General features: G+C 61.0%; 23 protein-coding genes. 15 read left to right on the top strand and 8 right to left on the bottom strand.

What is annotated here, in order from left to right; translation table 11 throughout:
* Positions 1-98: 98 nt before the first annotated feature.
* The 4 genes from ASG68_RS15890 to ASG68_RS15905 are packed head-to-tail and all read left to right on the top strand — an operon-like array spanning position 99 to position 4,939.
* Positions 99-1,193 carry a microcin C ABC transporter permease YejB gene (locus tag ASG68_RS15890; protein ID WP_062582022.1) on the top strand — a complete coding sequence of 365 codons (1,095 nt, stop codon included), beginning with the start codon at positions 99-101 and terminating at the stop codon, positions 1,191-1,193.
* An 8-nt stretch (positions 1,194-1,201) separates the two neighbouring features.
* On the top strand, positions 1,202-2,332 hold the full coding sequence (locus ASG68_RS15895; protein ID WP_156373915.1) for an ABC transporter permease: 1,131 nt from the start codon (positions 1,202-1,204) through the stop codon (positions 2,330-2,332).
* An 8-nt stretch (positions 2,333-2,340) separates the two neighbouring features.
* Positions 2,341-3,969: an ABC transporter ATP-binding protein gene (locus tag ASG68_RS15900; protein ID WP_062582024.1), complete on the top strand. Its 1,629-nt coding sequence runs from the start codon at positions 2,341-2,343 to the stop codon at positions 3,967-3,969.
* 10 nt (positions 3,970-3,979) lie between these two features.
* Entirely contained in the window at positions 3,980-4,939 is a 960-nt protein-coding gene (locus ASG68_RS15905; protein ID WP_062582027.1) for a 2-hydroxyacid dehydrogenase, read from the top strand.
* Here ASG68_RS15905 and ASG68_RS15910 read toward each other — a convergent pair whose 3' ends face one another.
* The 4 genes from ASG68_RS15910 to xseA all read right to left on the bottom strand — a co-directional run bounded on the left by ASG68_RS15910 (position 4,940) and on the right by xseA (position 8,407).
* Positions 4,940-5,794, bottom strand: a complete 855-nt coding sequence (locus ASG68_RS15910; RefSeq protein WP_062582029.1) for an NlpC/P60 family protein — start codon at positions 5,792-5,794, stop codon at positions 4,940-4,942.
* A 6-nt stretch (positions 5,795-5,800) separates the two neighbouring features.
* Positions 5,801-6,151, bottom strand: coding sequence for a MarR family transcriptional regulator (locus ASG68_RS15915; protein ID WP_062582031.1), 351 nt, complete (start codon positions 6,149-6,151; stop codon positions 5,801-5,803).
* 74 nt (positions 6,152-6,225) lie between these two features.
* Positions 6,226-6,816, bottom strand: coding sequence for an NAD(P)H-dependent oxidoreductase (locus ASG68_RS15920; RefSeq protein ID WP_062582032.1), 591 nt, complete (start codon positions 6,814-6,816; stop codon positions 6,226-6,228).
* 1 nt (position 6,817) lies between these two features.
* Entirely contained in the window at positions 6,818-8,407 is a 1,590-nt protein-coding gene (gene xseA / locus ASG68_RS15925) for an exodeoxyribonuclease VII large subunit (RefSeq protein ID WP_062582035.1), read from the bottom strand.
* Between the two features lie 143 nt (positions 8,408-8,550).
* On the opposite strand from xseA, the gene ASG68_RS15930 reads away from it, so the two are divergent.
* The 3 genes from ASG68_RS15930 to ASG68_RS15940 all read left to right on the top strand — a co-directional run bounded on the left by ASG68_RS15930 (position 8,551) and on the right by ASG68_RS15940 (position 10,270).
* Complete coding sequence (locus ASG68_RS15930; protein WP_062582411.1) at positions 8,551-8,814, top strand: spike base protein, RCAP_Rcc01079 family; 264 nt, start codon at positions 8,551-8,553, stop codon at positions 8,812-8,814.
* On the top strand, positions 8,814-9,881 hold the full coding sequence (locus ASG68_RS15935) for a hypothetical protein (protein ID WP_062582037.1): 1,068 nt from the start codon (positions 8,814-8,816) through the stop codon (positions 9,879-9,881). The genes ASG68_RS15930 and ASG68_RS15935 overlap by 1 nt, the downstream gene beginning before the upstream one ends.
* 158 nt (positions 9,882-10,039) lie before the next feature.
* A complete protein-coding gene (locus ASG68_RS15940) occupies positions 10,040-10,270 on the top strand; it encodes a hypothetical protein (RefSeq protein WP_062582039.1) in 231 nt (76 codons plus the stop codon).
* Between the two features lie 70 nt (positions 10,271-10,340).
* On the opposite strand, the gene ASG68_RS15945 is transcribed toward ASG68_RS15940, so the two are convergent.
* Positions 10,341-11,327: a Gfo/Idh/MocA family protein gene (locus ASG68_RS15945; RefSeq protein ID WP_062582040.1), complete on the bottom strand. Its 987-nt coding sequence runs from the start codon at positions 11,325-11,327 to the stop codon at positions 10,341-10,343.
* A gap of 175 nt (positions 11,328-11,502) precedes the next feature.
* On the opposite strand from ASG68_RS15945, the gene ASG68_RS15950 reads away from it, so the two are divergent.
* Together ASG68_RS15950 and ASG68_RS15955 are read left to right on the top strand one after the other, a co-directional pair.
* Positions 11,503-12,453, top strand: coding sequence for an aldo/keto reductase (locus tag ASG68_RS15950; protein ID WP_062582042.1), 951 nt, complete (start codon positions 11,503-11,505; stop codon positions 12,451-12,453).
* A gap of 13 nt (positions 12,454-12,466) precedes the next feature.
* Positions 12,467-12,916 (top strand): GNAT family N-acetyltransferase, encoded by a 450-nt coding sequence (locus ASG68_RS15955; RefSeq protein ID WP_062582044.1) that lies wholly within the window; start codon positions 12,467-12,469, stop codon positions 12,914-12,916.
* On the opposite strand, the gene ASG68_RS15960 is transcribed toward ASG68_RS15955, so the two are convergent.
* A complete protein-coding gene (locus ASG68_RS15960) occupies positions 12,906-13,523 on the bottom strand; it encodes a hypothetical protein (RefSeq protein ID WP_062582046.1) in 618 nt (205 codons plus the stop codon). The two genes, ASG68_RS15955 and ASG68_RS15960, sit on opposite strands and share 11 nt — an antisense overlap.
* A 143-nt stretch (positions 13,524-13,666) precedes the next feature.
* Between ASG68_RS15960 and ASG68_RS15965 the strand changes: the two genes are divergently transcribed.
* Positions 13,667-14,026 carry a nuclear transport factor 2 family protein gene (locus tag ASG68_RS15965; RefSeq protein WP_062582048.1) on the top strand — a complete coding sequence of 120 codons (360 nt, stop codon included), beginning with the start codon at positions 13,667-13,669 and terminating at the stop codon, positions 14,024-14,026.
* Between the two features lie 21 nt (positions 14,027-14,047).
* Here ASG68_RS15965 and ASG68_RS15970 read toward each other — a convergent pair whose 3' ends face one another.
* The gene (locus tag ASG68_RS15970) at positions 14,048-15,307 is read right to left on the bottom strand and encodes a TCR/Tet family MFS transporter (RefSeq protein ID WP_348271813.1); all 1,260 of its coding nucleotides are present in this window, start codon (positions 15,305-15,307) and stop codon (positions 14,048-14,050) included.
* Between the two features lie 850 nt (positions 15,308-16,157).
* On the bottom strand, positions 16,158-17,045 hold the full coding sequence (locus ASG68_RS15975; RefSeq protein ID WP_062582051.1) for an AraC family transcriptional regulator: 888 nt from the start codon (positions 17,043-17,045) through the stop codon (positions 16,158-16,160).
* Positions 17,046-17,176: 131 nt separating this feature from the next.
* Here ASG68_RS15975 and ASG68_RS15980 point away from each other — a divergent pair, with 131 nt between their 5' ends.
* From ASG68_RS15980 to ASG68_RS16000, 5 genes are read left to right on the top strand one after another with little or no spacing between them, the layout of a single operon-like run.
* A complete protein-coding gene (locus ASG68_RS15980) occupies positions 17,177-17,920 on the top strand; it encodes an SDR family NAD(P)-dependent oxidoreductase (protein ID WP_062582053.1) in 744 nt (247 codons plus the stop codon).
* Between the two features lie 10 nt (positions 17,921-17,930).
* A complete protein-coding gene (locus ASG68_RS15985; protein WP_062582055.1) occupies positions 17,931-18,332 on the top strand; it encodes a VOC family protein in 402 nt (133 codons plus the stop codon).
* Positions 18,333-18,336: 4 nt separating this feature from the next.
* Positions 18,337-18,678 carry a nuclear transport factor 2 family protein gene (locus ASG68_RS15990; RefSeq protein ID WP_082478498.1) on the top strand — a complete coding sequence of 114 codons (342 nt, stop codon included), beginning with the start codon at positions 18,337-18,339 and terminating at the stop codon, positions 18,676-18,678.
* Positions 18,679-18,699: 21 nt separating this feature from the next.
* Positions 18,700-19,710: a saccharopine dehydrogenase NADP-binding domain-containing protein gene (locus ASG68_RS15995; RefSeq protein ID WP_062582057.1), complete on the top strand. Its 1,011-nt coding sequence runs from the start codon at positions 18,700-18,702 to the stop codon at positions 19,708-19,710.
* Positions 19,703-20,089, top strand: coding sequence for a VOC family protein (locus ASG68_RS16000; RefSeq protein ID WP_200943315.1), 387 nt, complete (start codon positions 19,703-19,705; stop codon positions 20,087-20,089). The genes ASG68_RS15995 and ASG68_RS16000 overlap by 8 nt, the downstream gene beginning before the upstream one ends.
* Positions 20,090-20,228: the final 139 nt, after the last annotated feature.

The following is a 20,228-nucleotide window of genomic DNA, read 5'->3' on the forward strand; positions in this document are numbered from 1 at the left end:
GGCGCCCTGAAGGAGATCAGCGGATTGACGACGATGAGGCGGGTTGCCGCTAGCAGCGGATCGGATTGGATTGCCGGACAGGCCGGGGAGCAAAGCTGATGGGCGCCTATATCCTGCGCCGGCTCCTGCTGATGATCCCGACGATCGTCGGGATCATGGCCATCTCTTTCGCTGTCATCCAGTTCGCGCCCGGCGGCCCCGTCGAGCAGGTGATTGCCGATCTCACTGGCCAGAACCAGGGCGGTGATCGCTTGTCGGGTGGTAGCAATGATCTCGCCGGCCAGCAGTTCGGTGGCGAGGAATCCTCCGGAAAGTATCGAGGCGCACAGGGCCTTGATCCGGAGTTCATCGCCAAGCTCGAAAAGCAGTTCGGCTTCGACAAGCCGCCGCTTGAGCGTTTCGGTCAGATGATGTGGAACTATATCCGCTTCGATTTCGGCGAAAGCTTCTTCCGCAACACCTCGGTCATCGACCTGATCCTCGACAAGATGCCCGTGTCGATTTCGCTGGGCCTCTGGATTCTGCTTTTTTCATACGCCATTTCCATCCCGCTGGGGATCAAGAAGGCCATATCGGACGGCTCGACCTTCGATGTCTGGACATCCGGCATCATCATCGTCGGCTATGCGGTTCCTGGATTCCTGTTCGGTATCCTGCTGATCGTGCTCTTTGCCGGCGGATCGTTCTTCGACTGGTTTCCGCTGCGTGGCATCGTCTCGGACAATTTCTACCAGCTGAACTGGTGGCAGAAGATTCTCGATTATTTCTGGCACATGACGCTGCCGCTGATCACGCTGCTGATGTCCGCCTTCGCGACGACGACGCTGCTGACCAAGAACTCCTTCATTGACGAGATCAAGAAGCAGTATGTCACGACGGCGCGGGCCAAGGGACTGAACGAACGGCAGGTGCTTTATGGCCATGTGTTTCGCAACGCCATGCTGATCATCATTGCCGGCTTTCCGGCGGCGTTCATTACAGCCTTCTTCACCGGTTCGCTGCTGACGGAATACATCTTCTCGCTCGATGGCCTGGGCCGCCTCGGCTATGACGCTGTCGTCAAGCGGGACTATCCGATCGTGTTCGCGACGCTCTACATCTTCTCGCTGATGGGCTTGCTGGTCGGTCTTCTCTCGGACCTGATTTATACCTGGGTCGATCCGCGTATCGATTTCGACCGGAGGGATGTCTGATGGTCGATATGACCTCCAATCCGCCGCTCGTCACCAGCGCGCCCGGCCGCCTGTCGCCGGTCAATCGCCGCCGCTGGGAAAACTTCAAGGCCAATCGCCGCGGTTACTGGTCCTTCTGGATCTTCTTGGTGCTGTTCGGCTTGAGCCTTTGCGCCGAGTTCATCGCCAACGACAAGCCTGTTCTCGCTTCTTACAAGGGCGAAATCCTGGTTCCGGTTCTGGTCAATTATCCAGAGGAAAAATTCGGCGGGTTCCTTGCCGAAACCGACTATCGCTCCGACTTCATTCGCGACGAAATCAACGCCAACGGCTGGATGATCTGGCCGCCGGTTCGCTATTCCTATCAGACGGCCAATTCGAACATTCCGCATTCGGCACCGACGCCGCCCTTTTGGCTGATGGATGACACCGAACGCTGCTCGGCCTATCCGCAGGGCAAGGATGATCCCGGCTGTACGCTCGGCAATCTCAACTGGCTGGGCACGGACGATCAGGCGCGCGATGTTGCTGCGCGCATGATCTACGGTTTCCGCATCTCTGTCCTGTTCGGGCTTGCGCTCACCATCGCATCCGCCGTCGTCGGTGTGACGGCCGGTGCCGTTCAGGGTTATTTCGGCGGCTGGACGGACCTGCTGATGCAGCGCTTCATCGAGATCTGGTCGTCGATGCCGGTGCTCTATATCCTGCTGATCATCGCCGCGATCCTGCCGCCGGGCTTCTTCGTCCTGCTTAGCATCATGCTCTTGTTTTCCTGGGTCGGTTTCGTCGGCATCGTACGGGCGGAATTCCTGAGGGCACGCAATTTCGAATATGTCCGCGCTGCCCGGGCGCTCGGCGTCAACAACCGGACGATCATGTTCCGCCATCTATTGCCCAATGCCATGGTGGCGACGCTGACCTTCCTGCCGTTTATCCTGTCTGGTTCGATCACCACGCTGACCTCGCTCGACTTTCTCGGTTTCGGCATGCCGCCGGGCTCTCCGTCGCTGGGCGAACTGATCAGCCAGGGCAAGTCGAACCTGCAGGCGCCCTGGCTCGGTCTTACCGCCTTCGTCGTCATGTCGGTTATGCTGTCGCTCTTGATCTTCATCGGCGAGGCGGCCCGCGACGCGTTTGACCCGAGGAAGACGTTCCGGTGAGCACACAGATGACAGATACCCTCCTTTCCGTGCGCAACCTGTCTGTCGCCTTCCATCAGGGGGGCAAGACCTCGACGGCGGTGGACGATATTTCCTTCGACATCAAGCGCGGCGAAGTCGTCGCGCTGGTCGGCGAATCCGGCTCGGGAAAATCCGTCTCGGCCAATTCGATCCTGAAGCTTCTGCCCTATCCGGCCGCAAGCCATCCGGGCGGTGAGATCGTCTTCAACGGCAAGGACCTGATGAAGGCATCCGATGCGGAGCTGCGCCATGTGCGCGGCAACGACATCACGATGATCTTCCAGGAGCCGATGACCTCACTCAATCCGTTGCATTCGATCGAGCGGCAGATCGCTGAAATCCTTGAATTGCACCAGAATGTGACCGGGACGGCCGCGCGCACGCGTGTGTTGGAACTGCTCAACCAAGTCGGCATTCGCGAGCCGGAAAAGCGCCTTGCCGCCTATCCGCACGAATTGTCCGGCGGCCAGCGCCAGCGCGTGATGATCGCCATGGCGCTCGCCAACCGGCCCGAACTTTTGATCGCCGACGAGCCGACGACCGCGCTCGATGTCACCGTCCAGGCCCAGATCCTCGAACTTCTGAAGAAGCTCAAGGACGAGCACGGCATGTCGATGCTGTTCATCACCCATGACCTCGGCATCGTCCGCAAGATCGCCGACCGCGTCTGCGTCATGACCAAGGGCAAGATCGTCGAGACCGGCCCCACGGCCGAAATCTTTGCCAATCCGCAGCACACCTATACGCGCCACCTCCTGGCATCCGAGCCGAGAGGCATGCCACCGGTCTCCGATCCGTCGAAGCCGGTGGTGATGGAAGGCAAGGACATGAAGGTCTGGTTCCCGATCAAGGCCGGTTTCCTGCGCAAGGTCGTCGATCATGTCAAAGCCGTCGATGGCATCGACCTGACGCTGCGCGCCGGCCAGACGCTCGGCGTCGTCGGCGAATCGGGATCGGGCAAGACGACGCTCGGCCTGGCGCTCACCCGGCTCATTTCCTCGCAGGGCCGCATCAGCTTCATCGGCAATGACATAGCCGGCTATTCGTTCAAGCAGATGCGTCCGTTGCGCAACCGCATGCAGATCGTCTTCCAGGACCCGTTCGGTTCTCTCAGCCCCCGCATGGCCGTCAGCGACATTGTTGCCGAGGGTCTGAAGGTGCACGAGCCGTCGCTCTCGGACAACGAACGCGACGCCCGCGTGGCGGGGGCACTCGAAGAAGTCGGGCTCGATGCCTCCACCCGCTGGCGGTATCCGCACGAGTTTTCCGGCGGCCAGCGCCAGCGCATCGCCATTGCCCGTGCCATGGTGCTCAAGCCGCAATTCGTGATGCTGGACGAGCCGACGTCCGCTCTGGACATGAGCGTGCAGGCGCAGGTGGTCGATCTCCTGCGCGACCTGCAGGCCAAGCACGAACTGGCCTATCTCTTCATCAGCCACGACCTCAAGGTCGTGCGGGCGCTCGCCAACGATATGATCGTCATGCGCCAGGGCAAAGTGGTGGAGCAGGGACCGTCCGAGCGCATCTTCACCGCGCCGCAGGAAGATTATACAAAGGCGTTGATGGCCGCCGCCTTCGATATGAAGGCGGTCAAGGTGCCATCCATCCGTCAATAGAGTTCCGTTCATGCCATCCAGAAGCCCTGTCATTGTCGACCTGAAGTTCATTCCGCAGGAAGTGGAGGATGGGCTGAAGGGCGCGTTTTCCGGCCGCGAGATCATCAACCTCGCCGATCCTATCCACAAGGGCCGCGATCTCACCGGCATCGACTATGCCGTCGTCTGGAAATCCGATCCGGACCTGTTTGCGCGTGCCACCGATTTGAAGGTCGTCTTTTCCGGCGGCGCCGGCGTCGATCATGTGCTGAAGCTGCCGGGTCTTCCCGATGTGCCGCTGGTCCGTTTCGTCGATCGCAGCCTGACGACCCGAATGAGCGAATGGGTGGTGATGAACTGCCTCCTGCACCTGCGCCAGCACCGCGCCTACGAGGCCCGTGCTAAGGCCCATGTCTGGGAAGACCTCAGCCAGCCGGAAGCCGCCGAGATCACCGTCGGCGTCATGGGCCTCGGCGTGCTCGGCCAGGACGCGATCGCCAAGCTCCGCGTCATGGGCTTCAAGACCGTCGGCTGGTCACGCTCGAAAAAGGTGATCGACGGCGTCGAGACCTTTGACGAAGCTCAACTCGATTCCTTCCTCGGCAAGACTGATTTCCTGGTCGGTCTGCTGCCGCTGACGCCGGACACGAAGGGCATCTTCAACGCATCGCTGTTCTCAAGGCTGAGCCGCAAAGGCGTATTCGGCGCGCCAGTCTTCATCAATGGCGGCCGTGGCGGAAGTCAGGTCGAGGCAGATGTTCTTGCCGCATTGAAATCCGGCGTGCTCGGCGGCGCCTCGCTCGATGTGTTCGAGCAGGAGCCGTTGTCCAGCGATAGCCCGTTCTGGGACATGGACAATGTTTATGTCACGCCGCATGTGGCGGCATCCTCGGACGTCAAGGCGCTGTTCGTGGCCGTCGAACGACAGATCGACCGCTTCGAAGGCGGCCTGCCGCTCGAAAACGTCGTTGATCGCAAAGCCGGCTACTGATCAGGGCCGGCGGTAACCCGTGGGCTTGTTGTAGAGCCAGCCGATGCGCTGGATCGAATCCTCCAGCCCCTCGTGCGAGACGGTCATCGTATGGCCGTTGGCATGGAGCAGGGTCCGGTCGTCCTCCATGATGGCGACATGGCCCTTCCAGAAAACGAGGTCGCCGCGGCGCAACTCCTCGCGCTCGATCGCCGTGCCGAGCTGCTTCGCCTGCATGTCCGTGTCGCGCGGGGCAGTTCGACCGGTCATCATCATGGAGAGTTGCACGAGACCGGAGCAATCGATGCCGAAGCCGGAGCGGCCGCCCCAGAGATAGGGCGTCTCCAGGAAACGCGCGGCGATGGAAACGTAATCCCCCGCCAGAGGTTGCGTCGCCTCGGCGCAATGATTGGCAATGACGGCCTGTCCGCCCTCCAGCAGGAAATACCGCGTTCCCCGCGTTTCCCGCTCGTCGATGACGGCGATGCGGTTACCCATCGAGAGCGCCTGGACGGTCGGGAATTTCAGGTCAGGTCCGGAATAGATGAAGGTACGCGGCGCGGTGATGATGTGGGTCAGGCTGCGCACCACCGGCGACACGGCATAATCCGCGATATAGCCGACATAGCCGTCGAAATCCGCCTTCACCCAGGCCCAGCCGCCGCTTGTATCGAAAACATGCACCGTCTCGCCCAGCAGCAGCTCGGTATCTGTGCCGCACTCCAGTTCAGGCCTTGCCCGCATCTGCATGACGGGAACACAGATCACGCCGGCGGAGCCTGTGACATAGGCGGGCGCTTCGACGATGCCGCGCAGGCGCTCTTCGGCAAGATCGGGACGATAGGCATTCAGCCGGCGGTCGGGAAGATCGGACATGGTTTCTCAGATAGACAGTTTGCGTCCCTGATCAATGATCAGATCGCCAAGTTTTTCAAGATAGAGCGCACCATCGACGGTTCGCTTGATAATCACATTACGCCTGTCGCGCTCGTCGCGGGTCCGGGTGACAAGGCCGAGATCGCCCATCGTATCCAGTGCACGGGTGATGACCGGCTTGGTGACGCCGAGAATGGTGGCCAATCCGCGCACCGTATGCGGCGGCGGGACCAGGTAGATGTGCAGGAGAATGGAAATCTGGCGAAGCGTCAGGTCACGGTTGTCGATCCGCACCTGTTCAAGCGAGACGCTGTGCCAGAGATTCAGGGCTTGCGACGCTGACAATTCGACTGGCATCCGGGCGCCCTCGGTTCAATCAAAGCGTATTTTAGCGCCATGATCGTTACGGAACCGTTTCTTTCCGTCCAGTCTCAAATGCGGGAGATTGCCTTTTTCACCCGCTCCAGATGTGCTGCCCGCTGTGCCGGCGTCACACGGTCCATGTCATGCAGAGACAACATGTTGAACTTGACACCTTTGGCACAGAAAGCCCCGATTCCGCGCTTGAGCAATCGGCGAATGGGATTGCCCATGTAAAGCCAAACGATCCACCAGGGCGATCCGGTCGTCGTCAGTGCCCAGAGAAGCTTGATATTCGTCAGGCGTGGAATGATACGGCCACCGGCCTTGTCATGATCGAAGGCGACACCGGGCGCGAAGACACGGTCGAAGAAACCTTTGAGGATGGCCGGGAAATTGAACCACCATTGCGGAAAAACCAGGATCAGACCGTCGGCGTCCCTTAGCCGAACAACGATACCGTCGACGCCAGCCGTGTCGTAGGGCGTATCGAAATAACCGCGCCGTTCCGCTTCGCTCAGCCGTGGATCGAAATTCTCGTTGCAGAGATCGAGCAGGTCGATCTCGTGGCCCTTTGCTTCCAGCGCGGTCTTCGCCGTATTGGCAACGGCGGCCGCGAAACTGTCGGACAGGGGATGGGCGAGAACGAGGAGGATGCGCATCCTAGAACAGGCTACCCTGTCGGGGTGGCGTCGCCGGTCCAGACTTTTCGGCCTGTTTTTTTACAGGCTTCGCTGGCGGCGGGCCACCTTCGGTCGTGACTGCATTGATCGAGCCATCGGCGAATTGAAGCGAAATCGCCTGGTTCAGCGACAGTGCAGCAGCGGTCTTGGCCGGCAGGCCGGCATCGTCGCGGACCAGTGCGTATCCGCGTTTCAGCACGTTGCGGTAAGACAAGGACTGCAGGATACGATCATGGGCCGAAACCTCGCTGCGCCGTCGCCGCAGATCGGCGGCAAGGGCGCTGTCGGCCCGGCCCGCGAGACCTTTCAGCCGATCCTGGGATCGGTGAATCTGGCTCAGCAGTCGCGCCGGCAGCGTCCGGAGCGCAGCATCGGCCGAGGATACGCGGGAGGCGGAACGCTGGATCAGTCGCTCGACGATGCGTTCGGCCCGGGTCATGCGCTCGGCGATTTTCTGCCGCCGCTCGTTGATGCGGTTCGATAGGACATCCGGCCGCAGATGCGCGGCCGTGCGTTCGAACAGGCGGCGTTTGTTGGCGGTGTTCATCTGCAGACCGCGCCCCAGCCCCCCGGCCGCTTCGTCGAAACGGCGACGGGGCAACGCAAGAAGCTGGTCGAGGGACGGCAGCGCCCGCGTCAGGGCACGCACGTTCTGGCGCCGATTGTCCATCTGACGTCCGACCGCTGATTTCAACCGGGCGGACAGGGCGGCGACTGCAGCTTCGAGGTCGGCCTTCACTGGCACGGCCATTTCGGCGGCCCCGGTCGGGGTCGGGGCACGCTGGTCGCTGGCATAATCGATCAGCGTCCAGTCGGTCTCGTGGCCGACGGCGGAGATTAGTGGGATCTGCGAGTTCGCGGCTGCCCGCACCACCGCCTCGTCATTGAAGCTCCAGAGATCCTCCAGGCTACCGCCGCCACGCGCCACGATCAGCACTTCCGGCCGGGCGATCGGGCCGCCGAGAGGAAACGCATTGAAGCCTTCGATGGCGGCGGCCACCTCGTTGCCCGATCCCTCGCCCTGGACTTTCACGGGCCAGACGATGACATGAACGGGGAAGCGATCGGAAATCCGGTGCAGGATATCGCGGATGACAGCGCCGGTCGGCGAGGTCACGACGCCGATGACGCGGGGCATGTAGGGCAGAGGCCGCTTGCGCTGGGGATCGAACAGGCCTTCGGCGGCGAGCTTGCGCTTGCGCTCCTCGATCAGCGCCATCAATGCGCCGGCGCCAGCCGGCTCCAGGGTCTCGATGACGATCTGGTATTTGGAGGATCCGGGGAAGGTCGTCACCTTGCCGGTGGCGATAACTTCCATGCCCTCTTCCGGCCGGAACTTCAGCCGGCTCATCGTGCCTTTCCAGATGACGGCGTCGATGCGCGCTTTGTCATCCTTCAAGGCGAAATAGGCATGCCCCGAGGAATGCGGGCCGCGGTAACCGGAAATTTCACCGCGCACGCGCACATGATCAAAGGCTTGCTCGACGGTCCGCTTGATGGAGCCGGACAGTTCCGAGACCGAGTATTCGGCGAGATTGGAAGGCGAATCGGATTCGAAGAAGGCGCTCATGGGACCATTTTGCAGTGCCGCGCCGCCAATGGCCAGCCATCTCGTCCGCCCCTCAACAGGCCATTCTTCATCCCCGTTTATCCCCGCCCTGCCAAACCGTGCGCATCATGTCGGCAACGTCAACCAAAGCCGAGGACAAACCGATGCCTGACCGTTTCGCCAGCAACATTCCCTCTCTGACCAGCCCCGCCACACATGGTTTCGCTGTCACGCCCAACGACACGCTCGATCTCTCCGAGACAACGCGGGCAATCTACGTCGGCGCGGGCGGCGCGCTCGCCGTGCGGCTGCTCTCCGGCCAGACGGTGACGTTTGCCGGTGTTGCGGCGGGCACGATCCTGCCGTTGCGCGCCGACCGCGTTCTGGCCACCGGAACCACCGCCGGCAGCGTTGTGGGGCTGGTCTGATGGCATCTCTCGGCTTCAGTTCCGGCCTTGGGCTTGCGGCGACCGCAAATGCCTGGTTTTCCGGCTCCGCTTTTACCATCGTCGATACCACCGACAGCCTATCGAAATCCCCGGCCTTTATCGCGGATTTCCGCAGGGATCGCCATGCGCTGACTTCTGTCGCTGCCGCCGGCATTGCAGCGGCCACGGTCGATGCGCTGATCGTGCCACAGTCGGTCGCCTTCGCCGACCTGTTTGCCTTCACGCGCGGTTCGGTAGCCGAATATATCGATGCAGCCGGCGCAGCCCAGCAGGCCGCGGTCGACATGCCACGCTTCGACTACCGGACCGGCCAGAGGCAATTGTTGCTCGAAGGTCCTGCGACAAACCTGTTCCTGAACTCCTTTGCCACGGCAACCCAGACGGTTTCGGTGACCAATGGCAGCCAGTACACGGTTTCCTGTCGCGGCAGCGGTTCGCTGGGCTTGTCGGGCGCTACAAGTGGAACGGTCACCCAAGCGACGTCTGTGACCTTCACGGCATCATCAACCAGCCTGATCCTCACGGTGTCGGGCAGCCTCAGCCGCGCGCAGGTGGAAACGGGGGCGGTTGCCAGCTCCTTCGTACAGACAACCGGCACGACGGCTTCGAGAAGTGCCGACAGTTGCCGGCTTTCGGCTGCGGGCGAAGCACTCGTCCAGAGAAGCGCCGCAACGCTGACCTTGAAGGCGCAGGGACTTTCCGGCTCGCTGGCTCGTCTTTTCGGCGCGGGTTCCGGAGACGACCTTCTGGGGCTGAACACGGCACAGACGAACATTCTGAGTGGCAGCACCCTCGTTCTCACCGCGATCACATCGCCGCTACCGGCCTTCGGCGCCGGCCTTGCATGGAGCGGTACGGGACGGAGCGGCAGTTACAACGGTTTGGCGGTAGCATCGGATTCGGCCGTGCCGGTCACAACGGGACAGGTCTACCTCGGGCGCAACCAGTCCGGGCTGTTCGCATCCGGCAGATATGACAGTCTGGTGATTTGGCCATTCCGCGCCACGAATGCTTCTATCCAGGCCAAAGCGGTTGCCTATGTGTGAGCCGGTTTCGCATGCGACAGCCGGCTTCACGCGACTGTGAATAGAACACCTGCAACTTTTCGGGGGGTATGCCGTTTGAAATCCTTAGAGGATTAAACCAAATTTAGCGAGCCTGGTGCAAAGTTTCCGGACTAGGCTGGTGACTGGGAGGGGGTCGGATGATCATCTTGACCGCATTTTCAATCGGACTGCTGGCGACGGTAATGCGGTCGGTGGCTTGCTATGTGCTGATTGCCCTGATGATCGGCGCAAGTTTTATCGTTGCGGCGCTGATGTCGGCGGGCACGGTTTCGCTGACCATGCTGATGCTGGCCCTGCTGGGCTATAATGCTGGAATCGCGGCTGCAATCGGAGCCGCCTTGGCCGTTACGACACGGCGCCAGGCATAAGCCGCCAACCCATCATCGGACGAGCGATCATACCCGCCGGATTTGCGCCGGCGGGCTCTCGATCATTGGCTCAAACCGGCTCCCAGCCATCCTTCTCGCTGGCGCGGTAGATCGCATCGATCAGTTTCTGGTTGTTCACCGAGCTTTCCAGCGTCACCACTTCCTCCGCCTCTCCCTTCGCCGCGCGCGAAAACGCCTCGGCCTCGAGCTTATACTGACGGGCATCCTGGAAGCGGAACAGCTGCGATTGCGAATGGTTCTGATTGGTGAGTTCCAGTTCCTCGGCGCCATAACGATCGGCGTTGAAGGGAGACTTGACCTCGATGAAGCCCTTGTCTCCATGGAAGACCATGACTTGCCGGGCGGCAAGCTGTGTGGAGATGTAGAAGCTCAATTCAAAATCACCGAAATCCGCACGCACGCTTGAATAGATATCGGTGCCGAAATCCGGATCGCGATCGGTATTGGCCTGAACACGAACCGGCTCCTTGCCGGTGACGAACCGGGTCGAGATCGTCGGGTAGACGCCGATATCCGGCAGGCCACCGCCGCCGAGTTCCGGCATATTGCGCATGTTGGAAGCATCGCGGTTGAAATAGGTGAAGGCACCCTGCACATGGCGCAGCCGGCCGATCGCACCTTCCTGCAGCAGCGAGCGGACTTTCCGCCAGACGGGGCTATAGGTGACCATGTAAGCTTCGGAGACCAGCACCTTGTTGCGGTCGCGAGCCTCGATCAGCGCATCGATTTCAGAGGCTTTCAGCGCGATCGGCTTTTCGCAGAGCACGTGCTTGCCGGCATCGGCCGCCTTGATGGTCCATTCCACATGCTGCGAGGTCGGCAGCGGGATATAGACGGCATCGATGACGTCGGACGCCAGCATCTCCTCATAGGAGCCGAAGGCATGCGGCACCGAGAAGCGATCGGCCATGGCGCGAGCCTTGGAAAGATCGCGGCTGGCAATCGCCGTCACGACGCAGTTTTCCGCGTCCTGAATGGCAGGAACGACGAGTTCGCGGCCGATCTTGGCCGTCGACAGAATACCGAAACGCAACATGATGTGTCCTCCCGTTTTGTTGGCCGCACACTAGCCGTGAGGTACGTGCCCATCAAGCGGCGGGTAGCGAATAAAGTTTTCGAGGACCATGTAAAAACGCTGTACGGCGCCTATGTCGATGGGGCAGACTTTACCCTCCCTTTGCAGCAATCTCCCATCATCTTGGAGCGACCCCATGGAAAAGCGAACCCTCGGCCGCACCGGCCTGTCCATCGCGCCGCTGGTTTTCGGTGGCAATGTCTTTGGCTGGACCGCGGATGAAAAGACGTCGTTCCAGTTGCTAGACAGGTTTGCCGGTGTCGGTTTCAACGCCATCGATACCGCCGATGTCTACTCGTCCTGGGCGCCGGGCAATTCGGGTGGCGAATCCGAGACGATCGTCGGCAAGTGGCTGAAACAGTCCGGCCGCGCCCGCGACGAGGTCGTCATCATCACCAAGGTCGGTTCGGACCTGGGCGAAGGCCGAAAGGGTCTCTCGGAGCGCTGGATTCTGCAGGCGGTCGAGGATTCGCTGCGGCGGTTGCAGACCGATCACATCGATCTCTATCTCTCGCACTGGCCGGATGCCGAGACTCCCTATGAGGAGACGCTCGGCGCTTATGACAAGTTGCTCAGCCAGGGCAAGGTTCGCCATGTTGGCGCGTCCAACCTCAATGCCTCGCAGTTGCGGACCGCGCTCGACATTTCCGCAGCCAACGGGTTGCCGCGCTATGACGTCCTGCAGCCGGAATACAATCTCTATGACCGCGCCTCCTTCGATGGGGCACTGCGCAACCTCTGCATTGCCGAAGACATCGGCGTCATCACCTATTACAGCCTTGCCTCCGGTTTCCTGTCCGGCAAATATCGTTCGCACAAGGATCTTGGCGCATCGGTGCGCGGCGGCGGCATCGAAAAATATCTCGACGGGCGCGGTATGCGCATCCTCGGCGCCCTGGACGAGGTGGCGGCGGCGACCGGCAGCACGCAGGCGGAGATCGCCCTCGCCTGGATCATGGCCCGCAAGGGAGTGACGGCGCCGATCGCCAGCGCCACTAGCCTCGCCCAACTCGACAGCCTGATCAAATCCGCGTCCGTCAACCTGTCCGACGAAGCGTGCAGACTGCTGAATGAAGCCAGCGAATAATCCGGGGGCGGCAATGACAGTTGAAATCCGCGATGCCCTGCCGGGTGACGAAGCCGATTGGCGCCGCCTCTGGGCTGGTTATGTCACCTTCTACCGGGTGGCCGTTTCCCCCGATGTAACGTCCACGACCTGGGCGCGGATCATCGATCCTTCCACGCCGCTGTTCATGCGCGTTGCCGTGCTTGATGGCCATGTGGTTGGTTTCGCCATCTGCCTGCTGCATGAGGCGACATGGGTGAAGGAGCCGGTCTGCTATCTGGAAGACCTGTTCCTCGACGAGGCAGCGCGCGGCAGGGGCATCGGCAAGGCGCTGCTGGACGATCTCGTCGAGAAGGCGAGGACCAATCGCTGGGCGCGGCTTTACTGGCATACCGATGAAGGCAACGAGACCGCCCGCAAGCTTTATGACCAATATACCGAGGCGGATGGCCATGTGCGCTATCGCATGAGCTTCAAGCCTTGAGTTCGGGAAAGCCTTCATAGAATTTCGCATGGCTGCCGGCATGGTTCGCCATACCGGGCTTGGTCAGCAAGCCGGCGGGCGCGACATAACTGCGGATGCGCCGGATTGGGCGTTCATGCCATTGGATGTTGAACGCCCAGAGTTTCGGAAAGAAGCAGAGCGAGGCATAGGGCAGGTGGTCATGGATCCACCAAGCGAGTGATTGCCAACCCAGAACGGTCGCCCGCCGATCCCAGACCCAGGGAACGACAATACAGGCCGTCGCCCCCATGCAGCCATCGGCGTCGCGCATGTCCCAGATATGATCGGCGGCGGTTGCCGCATTGGTGGAGCAATTCAGCTTGTTCCGGTTGCCGAAATCGTTGACCGAGCGCGAGCGGTAGCCGGAGCGGATATGCAGGCGCCCGAACGTGCGCTGCAACGGCTCCAGCAGTTCGGTGCAAAGCTTCGTTCCGGCTTCGATCGCAAGCTGTGGATCGTCAGGAATGTTCGGCATGCCGTAGAAGTCGGCGATCTCCGAATAGAGGAAATCGCGCAGGAAGAAATTCTCGGACAGACGCGCCCGGCCCATATCCTCCAGCCCCCGCATCGATCCCGGTTTCTTCATTCGAAAACCTCCCGTTTCGGCCAAGGCTAAGCTCTCACTGCCTCCTGTGCCACCCGTTTCCTGAACCTGTCCCGCACGCCCCGATCCTTGCCGCTTTTGACAGTCGTGATAGACTTGCTGGGTGCAGCAAGGGAGGTTCGCGAATGTCCGACAGGCAGGCAGTAGGCACCGTCGTCCACCTCTATGTCGAGGGCATGGCGTTCTGCAACGAGGCGGCCTTGCGCAAGGCCTTTCACCCGGATGCGAAGATCATCGGCAACTACGAAGGCGCGGTGGAATGGATGTCGCGCGACGACTTCATTGCCGCAATTCTCGCCGAGCCTCCGGCACCGCCCGGAACCCAACCGATGATGGACATCGAGATCATCGACATTGAAGGCGACGCCGCCTTCGTCAAGGTCGCCGACGAATTCGCCGGCATGCGGTTCACCGATTACCTGTCGCTGCTCAAGATCGACGGCCGCTGGGTGATCGTAAACAAGCTGTATCACCTGCACCGGTAAGCTCTTACATGCCGCCAACCCCTACGCCTCGGCTGTTTTCAGCCGCAGGCCAAGCACCAGCGGCACACTCATTGCATAGACCAAAACGACCGACAGCCAGATCGCGCCGGGCCATTCCTGCCGGACGAGGAAATACGCGCTGGAAAAGGCAAGCGGTGCGATGATCGATGCGAGGCTGACGGTGGAGGCGAGGACGCCCTGGAACTGGCCTTGGGCGGCATCGTCGACCTGGCGGGTGGCGAGCGATTGCAGCGCGGGCACGCCGATGCCGCCGAGGGCGAAGATGGGCATGATCGCGAAGACCATCCAGCCCTCCGTCGCGAGCGCCATGACGGTGAGTGCGACGCAGACTCCGGCAACGCCGGTCAGGATGGCGGCGCGTTCGCCGAGCAACTTGACTGCCGGGCCTGGAAGAAACGCCTGGGCGAGCGTCTGGCAGATGCCGAAGGCGCCGAGCGACAGGCCGATCCACAAGCCGTTCCAGTGAAACGTGTCGCTGCCCCAGAGCGCCCAGCAGGTGCCATAGGCCTCGCCGGTGGCGCTGAAGATGAAGAACAGGAAAATGTAGGGCGTCACGCCCTTCAGCGAGAAGACCCAGCGCAGGGGGCGGAGCGGATTGAGCGCGCCGAGATCGAGCTTTTCGCGGGTTGGTGTGCGGGATTCCGGCAGGATGAAAAGGGCCAGCAGCAGGTTGCAGCCGTTTAGCACCGCGGCGGCAATGAAGGGCAGGCGCAGCCAGTGATCGCCGAGCACGCCACCAAGGACGGGGCCGATGATGAAGCCGATGCCGAACATGGCGTTGAAGAGACCGAAGCGGCGGGCGCGCTGGTCCGGCGTGGAAATGTCGGTGAGATAGGCCATGGCCACGGCAATATTGGCGCTGGTCAGGCCGGCAATGGCGCGGCCGAGAAACAGCATCCAGAGACTGGAGGCGAAGGCGAGCACGAGATAGTTGACGGCAGCACCGGCGAGCGAAATCAGGAGGACGGGGCGACGGCCGATCCGGTCGCTGAGCGCGCCGAGCACCGGGGCGAAGATGAACTGCATGACGGCGTAGAGCGCGGTCATCGTGCCGATATAGGGCGCGACATTGGTGGTGTGGGTGACGTCCTGCAACAGCGAGGGCAGGATGGGGAAGATGAGGCCGATGCCGACGGCATCCAGCACGATGGCGGTGAAAATGACAAGAAGAGGCCTGTTCATGGCGCGATCCGATCGACGCAGGCATGCGGACGCTGTTCGCCCCGATGCGTGCGAATGAGCCTGACAAACATCAGGCATGTGGTTTCAGGGGAACGCTGGCCGATCCCGGCGGAAATGCGCGGGGATGGCGTGTGCTTGACCACCTGGACGACAATTCGTCCACCTGTTTACTCCGCCGGGAGGCGGCTCAAGGGAAGCGGTCGCTTTTCGCGATGGCTGTTCATACCGCAGACGGGGCAAATGGGCAAGCGCTGTGCCAAAGGCTGGCGGGATGACGATCCGGTCTATCAAGAAACACGCCAAGGCATCGCGCCGGGGATACGGCACGGTGGGATATCGCTGGAGGGCGCACGCAAATGCGAAACCTCGGGGTATTTGAGTATATGGCTCCGCATTTGCGTGACCTTCGGCGTTCTTCGGGGCGTCCAGCCCCTTCAAATGCCAACCACGTCTCGCTGCACCGCCTTATGGGGCGGCTTGCATGGCTCAACCAAACCGGGCTTGGACACCCGGGGGAGACGTTGTGACGGACCATTGGCGATCCGCCCGGTGTGCATCACCCTGCCTTTTGCCGCACGTTACGACAGGAAGCACAGGGCGCCGGCCCCCACCTGCCCGCGACCGTCTCGCGAAACACTCCGGCGGTGGAAACGGGATCAGTATGCGCTGTGATTTTGGGGCGGGGATGGACGGGGATGAAATTTTTTTGAAGGTGGTGGTCTTTGCGAGGTGACCAAAATTAGCCGCAATAAAACGGGAGGCGAAAGAGGCGTGATTCCCGATTGTCATTTTCCTGACCAAATCAGAGATTCCGTCACTTACCTAGAGGCAACTTTGCGCCGTCATTTCGGACATTCAGGACTTGCTAGTCCGGAATGCAGTCAGTCGCTTCACAGCCTTATCGGGGCGAATGGTCCGCCGAGCAATTCTACCGTCCAAAATATCCTCCGCGCAGCCGTGCGGCATCTCGGGAAGGCGGCAGGCCGAATTGCCGAGCATATTCCCGGCTGAACTGTGTCGGGCTCTCATAACCCACTCCGAACGCAATGGATGTGGCGTTGCCTTCGCCGGCGATAAGAAGAGATCGCGCGTGTAGCAGGCGGACATGCTTCTGGTACTGGAGCGGACTGAGGGCCGTCACAGCCTTGAAGTGTCGATGGAAGGCCGAGACACTGAGCGCCGCCATCTCTGCCAAAGACTCGACTCGTAGCGGCTTGGCAAAGTTTTCCCTGACCCATTGGATGGCGATGTTGATCCGTGAAAGAGCGGAATCCGGTGTCGCGATATCTCGCAACATCCAGCCTAACGGCCCCTGCAGCACCCGGAACAGGATTTCACGCTCGTAGGCCGGGGCAAGAGCGCTGACTTCGTCCGGGCGCAGTATAAGGCGCAGCATGCGCAACCAGGCATCGAGTAAATCGGGTGTAACAGGAGCGACCGAAAATCCGGGGCTGTAGAGCTCACCTCTGGCAGGTTTGGGCATGTCTGCCAGCAGGTTTGCAACGATTGCAGGCTTGAGCGTCAGGCTGATTGCAAGATACGGGTCACCATCATCAGACGCATGCACTGAACCGATCGCAGGCAGATCGACCGACATGACGAAATATGTCGCTGGATCATAGCGGAACGTGCGGTCGCCAACAGACATGGTCTTCGACCCCGTCAGGATCACATTGACCATAGGATCGTATACGGCTGCAAGCTGATGCTCCGGAATTTCTCCCTGCACCATCGCGATGCGCGGAATACCCGTCTCCGTGCGGCGGTTCTCCGCCCGTGACGCCAATTGCCTGAGTTCCTGAAGCTGCGTGTTCATGGATCTGTTGTTTCACACGAGCGGTCAAGGTTCAACGAGAAAGCAGAAATAGGCAAGATTCGAAGAGAATCGTGAGAGCGGGCTGCAGGTGCCGAGGCTATCCATTGGCTATCCAATCGAAGGAGCACCAAATGAGCATCGTCATTATCACCGGTGGAAGCCGTGGCCTCGGCGCGAGCATCGCAACCCAGTGCGCCAGGCGCGGTATGGGCGTCATCCTTACCTATAACAGCAACCGGCAAGCTGCCGACAGCGTCGTCGGTGCAATTGAGGCTAACGGTGGTAAGGCGGTCGCTTTGGAGCTGGACGTCGGCAACAGTGCGACCTTCCCGGCGTTTCGCGACGTTGTCGGCGAAGTATTGGCAAAGATTTGGAACACAACGACTTTCGATTTCCTCGTCAACAATGCGGGTTACGGGCTCTACAACCCGATCGCTGCCGTGACCGAAGAACAGTTCGATGGGCTGTTTCGCGTGCATCTGAAGGGGCCGTTCTTCCTCACGCAGGCACTGCTTCCCTTGATGGCCGATGGCGGTCAGATTGTGAACGTAACAAGCGCGACCAGCCGCGTGGCAACTGCCGGCGTTGCGCCCTATGCCTCCTTCAAGGGTGGGCTCGAAGTGCTGACCCGCTACATGGCCAAGGAGTTCGGCGAGCGTCGTATCCGCGCCAACTCCATCGCACCGGGACCGATCCGCACCGAACTCGGCGGGGGCCTCTCGCGAGAATTCGAGATGCTGCTTGCCGGGCAGACGGCGCTCGGCCGCGTCGGTGAACCCAACGATGTCGGTTGTATGGTCGCCAGCCTGCTGTCGGACGACAACCGCTGGATCAATGCCCAGAATATAGAGATTACTGGCGGCTACATCATCTGAGGAGGCTTACATGCTCGATCACATCTTCCTGACAGTCAGTCATATCGGGCGCGCGATCGCCTTTTACGAGAGGGTGCTCCCGATACTCGGGATCACCGCCCGCCATGACTATGACGGCAGCCAAGGCCCGGCGAGGCATGACGACCTCGCGGGCTTTGGTGCCAAGAGCAGAGTGTTTTTCTGGCTGAGGCAGGGCACGGCTGCGCCCGGCGCAGTGCATATCGGCTTTGTCGCGGAGTCCGAGGCAGTCGTAGAGGCCGCTCACCTTGAGGCTTTGGCAGCCGGGGCGACTGAGATCCATGCACCAGCGCCGCAGCTTCACTACGATCCCCGCTATTATGCGGCGCAAGTCCGTGACCCGGACGGCTATAGCCTCGAGTTCGTTTTCAAGAGCTGGCAGCATGGGAGCTGATTTAATGCCCACCAAGACAGTGCGCGGGACGGCAGATGCGCTGATCGCCGCTCTCAATGCCTTCGATGTCGATAAAGCTTTGTCGGTGTTCACTTCCGATGCCGTGATCGACGACCCGTCGACCGGCCACCGTTTCGACGGTTATGCCGGCATCCGCGATTACATCGAGCGGTATTTCATTGGCTATCACACGGTGACCCGCTTCCTCTCGCTCAAGGCGATGGGTGAGACCCGTGCCCGCGTGCGCGTCGACTTCACCGGAGACTTCGGTCACGAGATCGGTCTCCTTGATATCTCCGTCAACGCTGACGGACTGATCATGCGCATCGACGCCGATCTGGAATAATTACAGGGAAAGAATACCCCAATGAACACTTTCATGATCTATGGAGCCGCCGGCTATACCGGCGGCATGGCTGCGGAGCACAGCGCGTCTGCCGGACTCGACCTCGTTCTCGCAGGTCGTGAACAAGACCGGATGAAACTTGAAGCTCTGGCAGATCGTCTCGGCGCGGGTGTGAAGCTCTTTTCGCTGGACGATCCCGATGGCATCGCGACCGGCCTTGCAGGCGTGTCCGTTTTGCTCAACGCCGCAGGTCCCTTCGCGGATACGGCCGAGCCCCTCATGTCTGCTGCGATCGGCGCCGGTGTCCATTATCTCGACTTTTCCGCCGAACTCGACACTTACCGCGAAGCGTTGGCGCTGGATGCCCGAGCCCGTGCGGCAGGGACGATGCTTCTACCGGGCAGTGGTGGAAGCGTCGCCATGCTCGGAAGTCTGGCCGGACATGCGGTCGCGCGCGTAAAGAATGCTCGGAAAATCAGCATCGCGCTTCATGTGGCAGGAGCGATGTCGAGAGGATCAGCGATCAGCGCGAGCCAGAGTATCGCCCCGGCTACACTGCGTCTCGTCAATGGCGAACTCGTCATGCGCAGCACAAACGAGATACGCGACTTCGACTTCGGATTTGGCTTGCAATCGTCGTTTCCCGTGACGCTGCCCGACCTCCTGACAATCAGCCACGCGACCGGCGTTCCCGAAATTGAGACTTTCGTTCACATCAGCGCCGGCGCTTTCCCAACGGGAAAGATTGAGGACCTGCCTGTTGGACCGAGTTTCGAAGAGCGCGAAGCAAGTCGATATCGTGCAGCTGTCGAAGTCACCGATGCGGACGGAACGGTGGTGCATTCGGTGCTTGATTCGGTGAACGGCTACACTTTCACCGCGATGGCCGCCGCTGAAGCAGCCCGGCGTGTGATCGACGGTGAGTTTCGGGTGGGCTTCCAGACACCCGTAGGGCTGTTCGGTCATGGCTTTGCTGAAACGATCGCCGATACACGAATCATAAACAGCCAGGAGAAACAGCATGTTGCTTGACCACATCGAATTCCCGGTGACCGACCCTGATACTGCCGGAAAATTTTATGAGATGGCACTCGCACCCCTTGGCATAGCATGCGTGCTATTGATCCCCGCCGAGCGCTCGGCCAGCGGAACGGCGCGGTATGGGTTGGGCCGTGCCGGATATCCGTGTCTTTGGCTCCATGCAGGTGAAGCTGTACGTGGGGGACTGCACATTGCGTTTGCCGCAAACGATCGGGCTACCGTCGATGCCTTCCACGCGGTTGCTGTGGCTGCCGGAGGACGAGACAACGGCCCACCCGGCATACGGACCCGATATCACCCGTCCTACTATGCAGCCTACGTGCTCGATCCTGATGGCAATAACATTGAGGTTGTCTGTCAGGCCGAATAGCAAATGGCAGAGGCGCTCCCACCCCCATGCGTTTGGAGCGCGCGCGGTACTGCGTCCATGTTGTCGATGGCCGAACGGCGACTTTTGCCTGAACTTTGACAACTGCGGTCAGTCCGCTGATGGCCCCAAAATACCAGAG

It is taken from the genome of Rhizobium sp. Leaf453 (assembly GCF_001425605.1).
In the GTDB taxonomy this organism is placed as follows: Bacteria; Pseudomonadota; Alphaproteobacteria; order Rhizobiales; family Rhizobiaceae; genus Pararhizobium.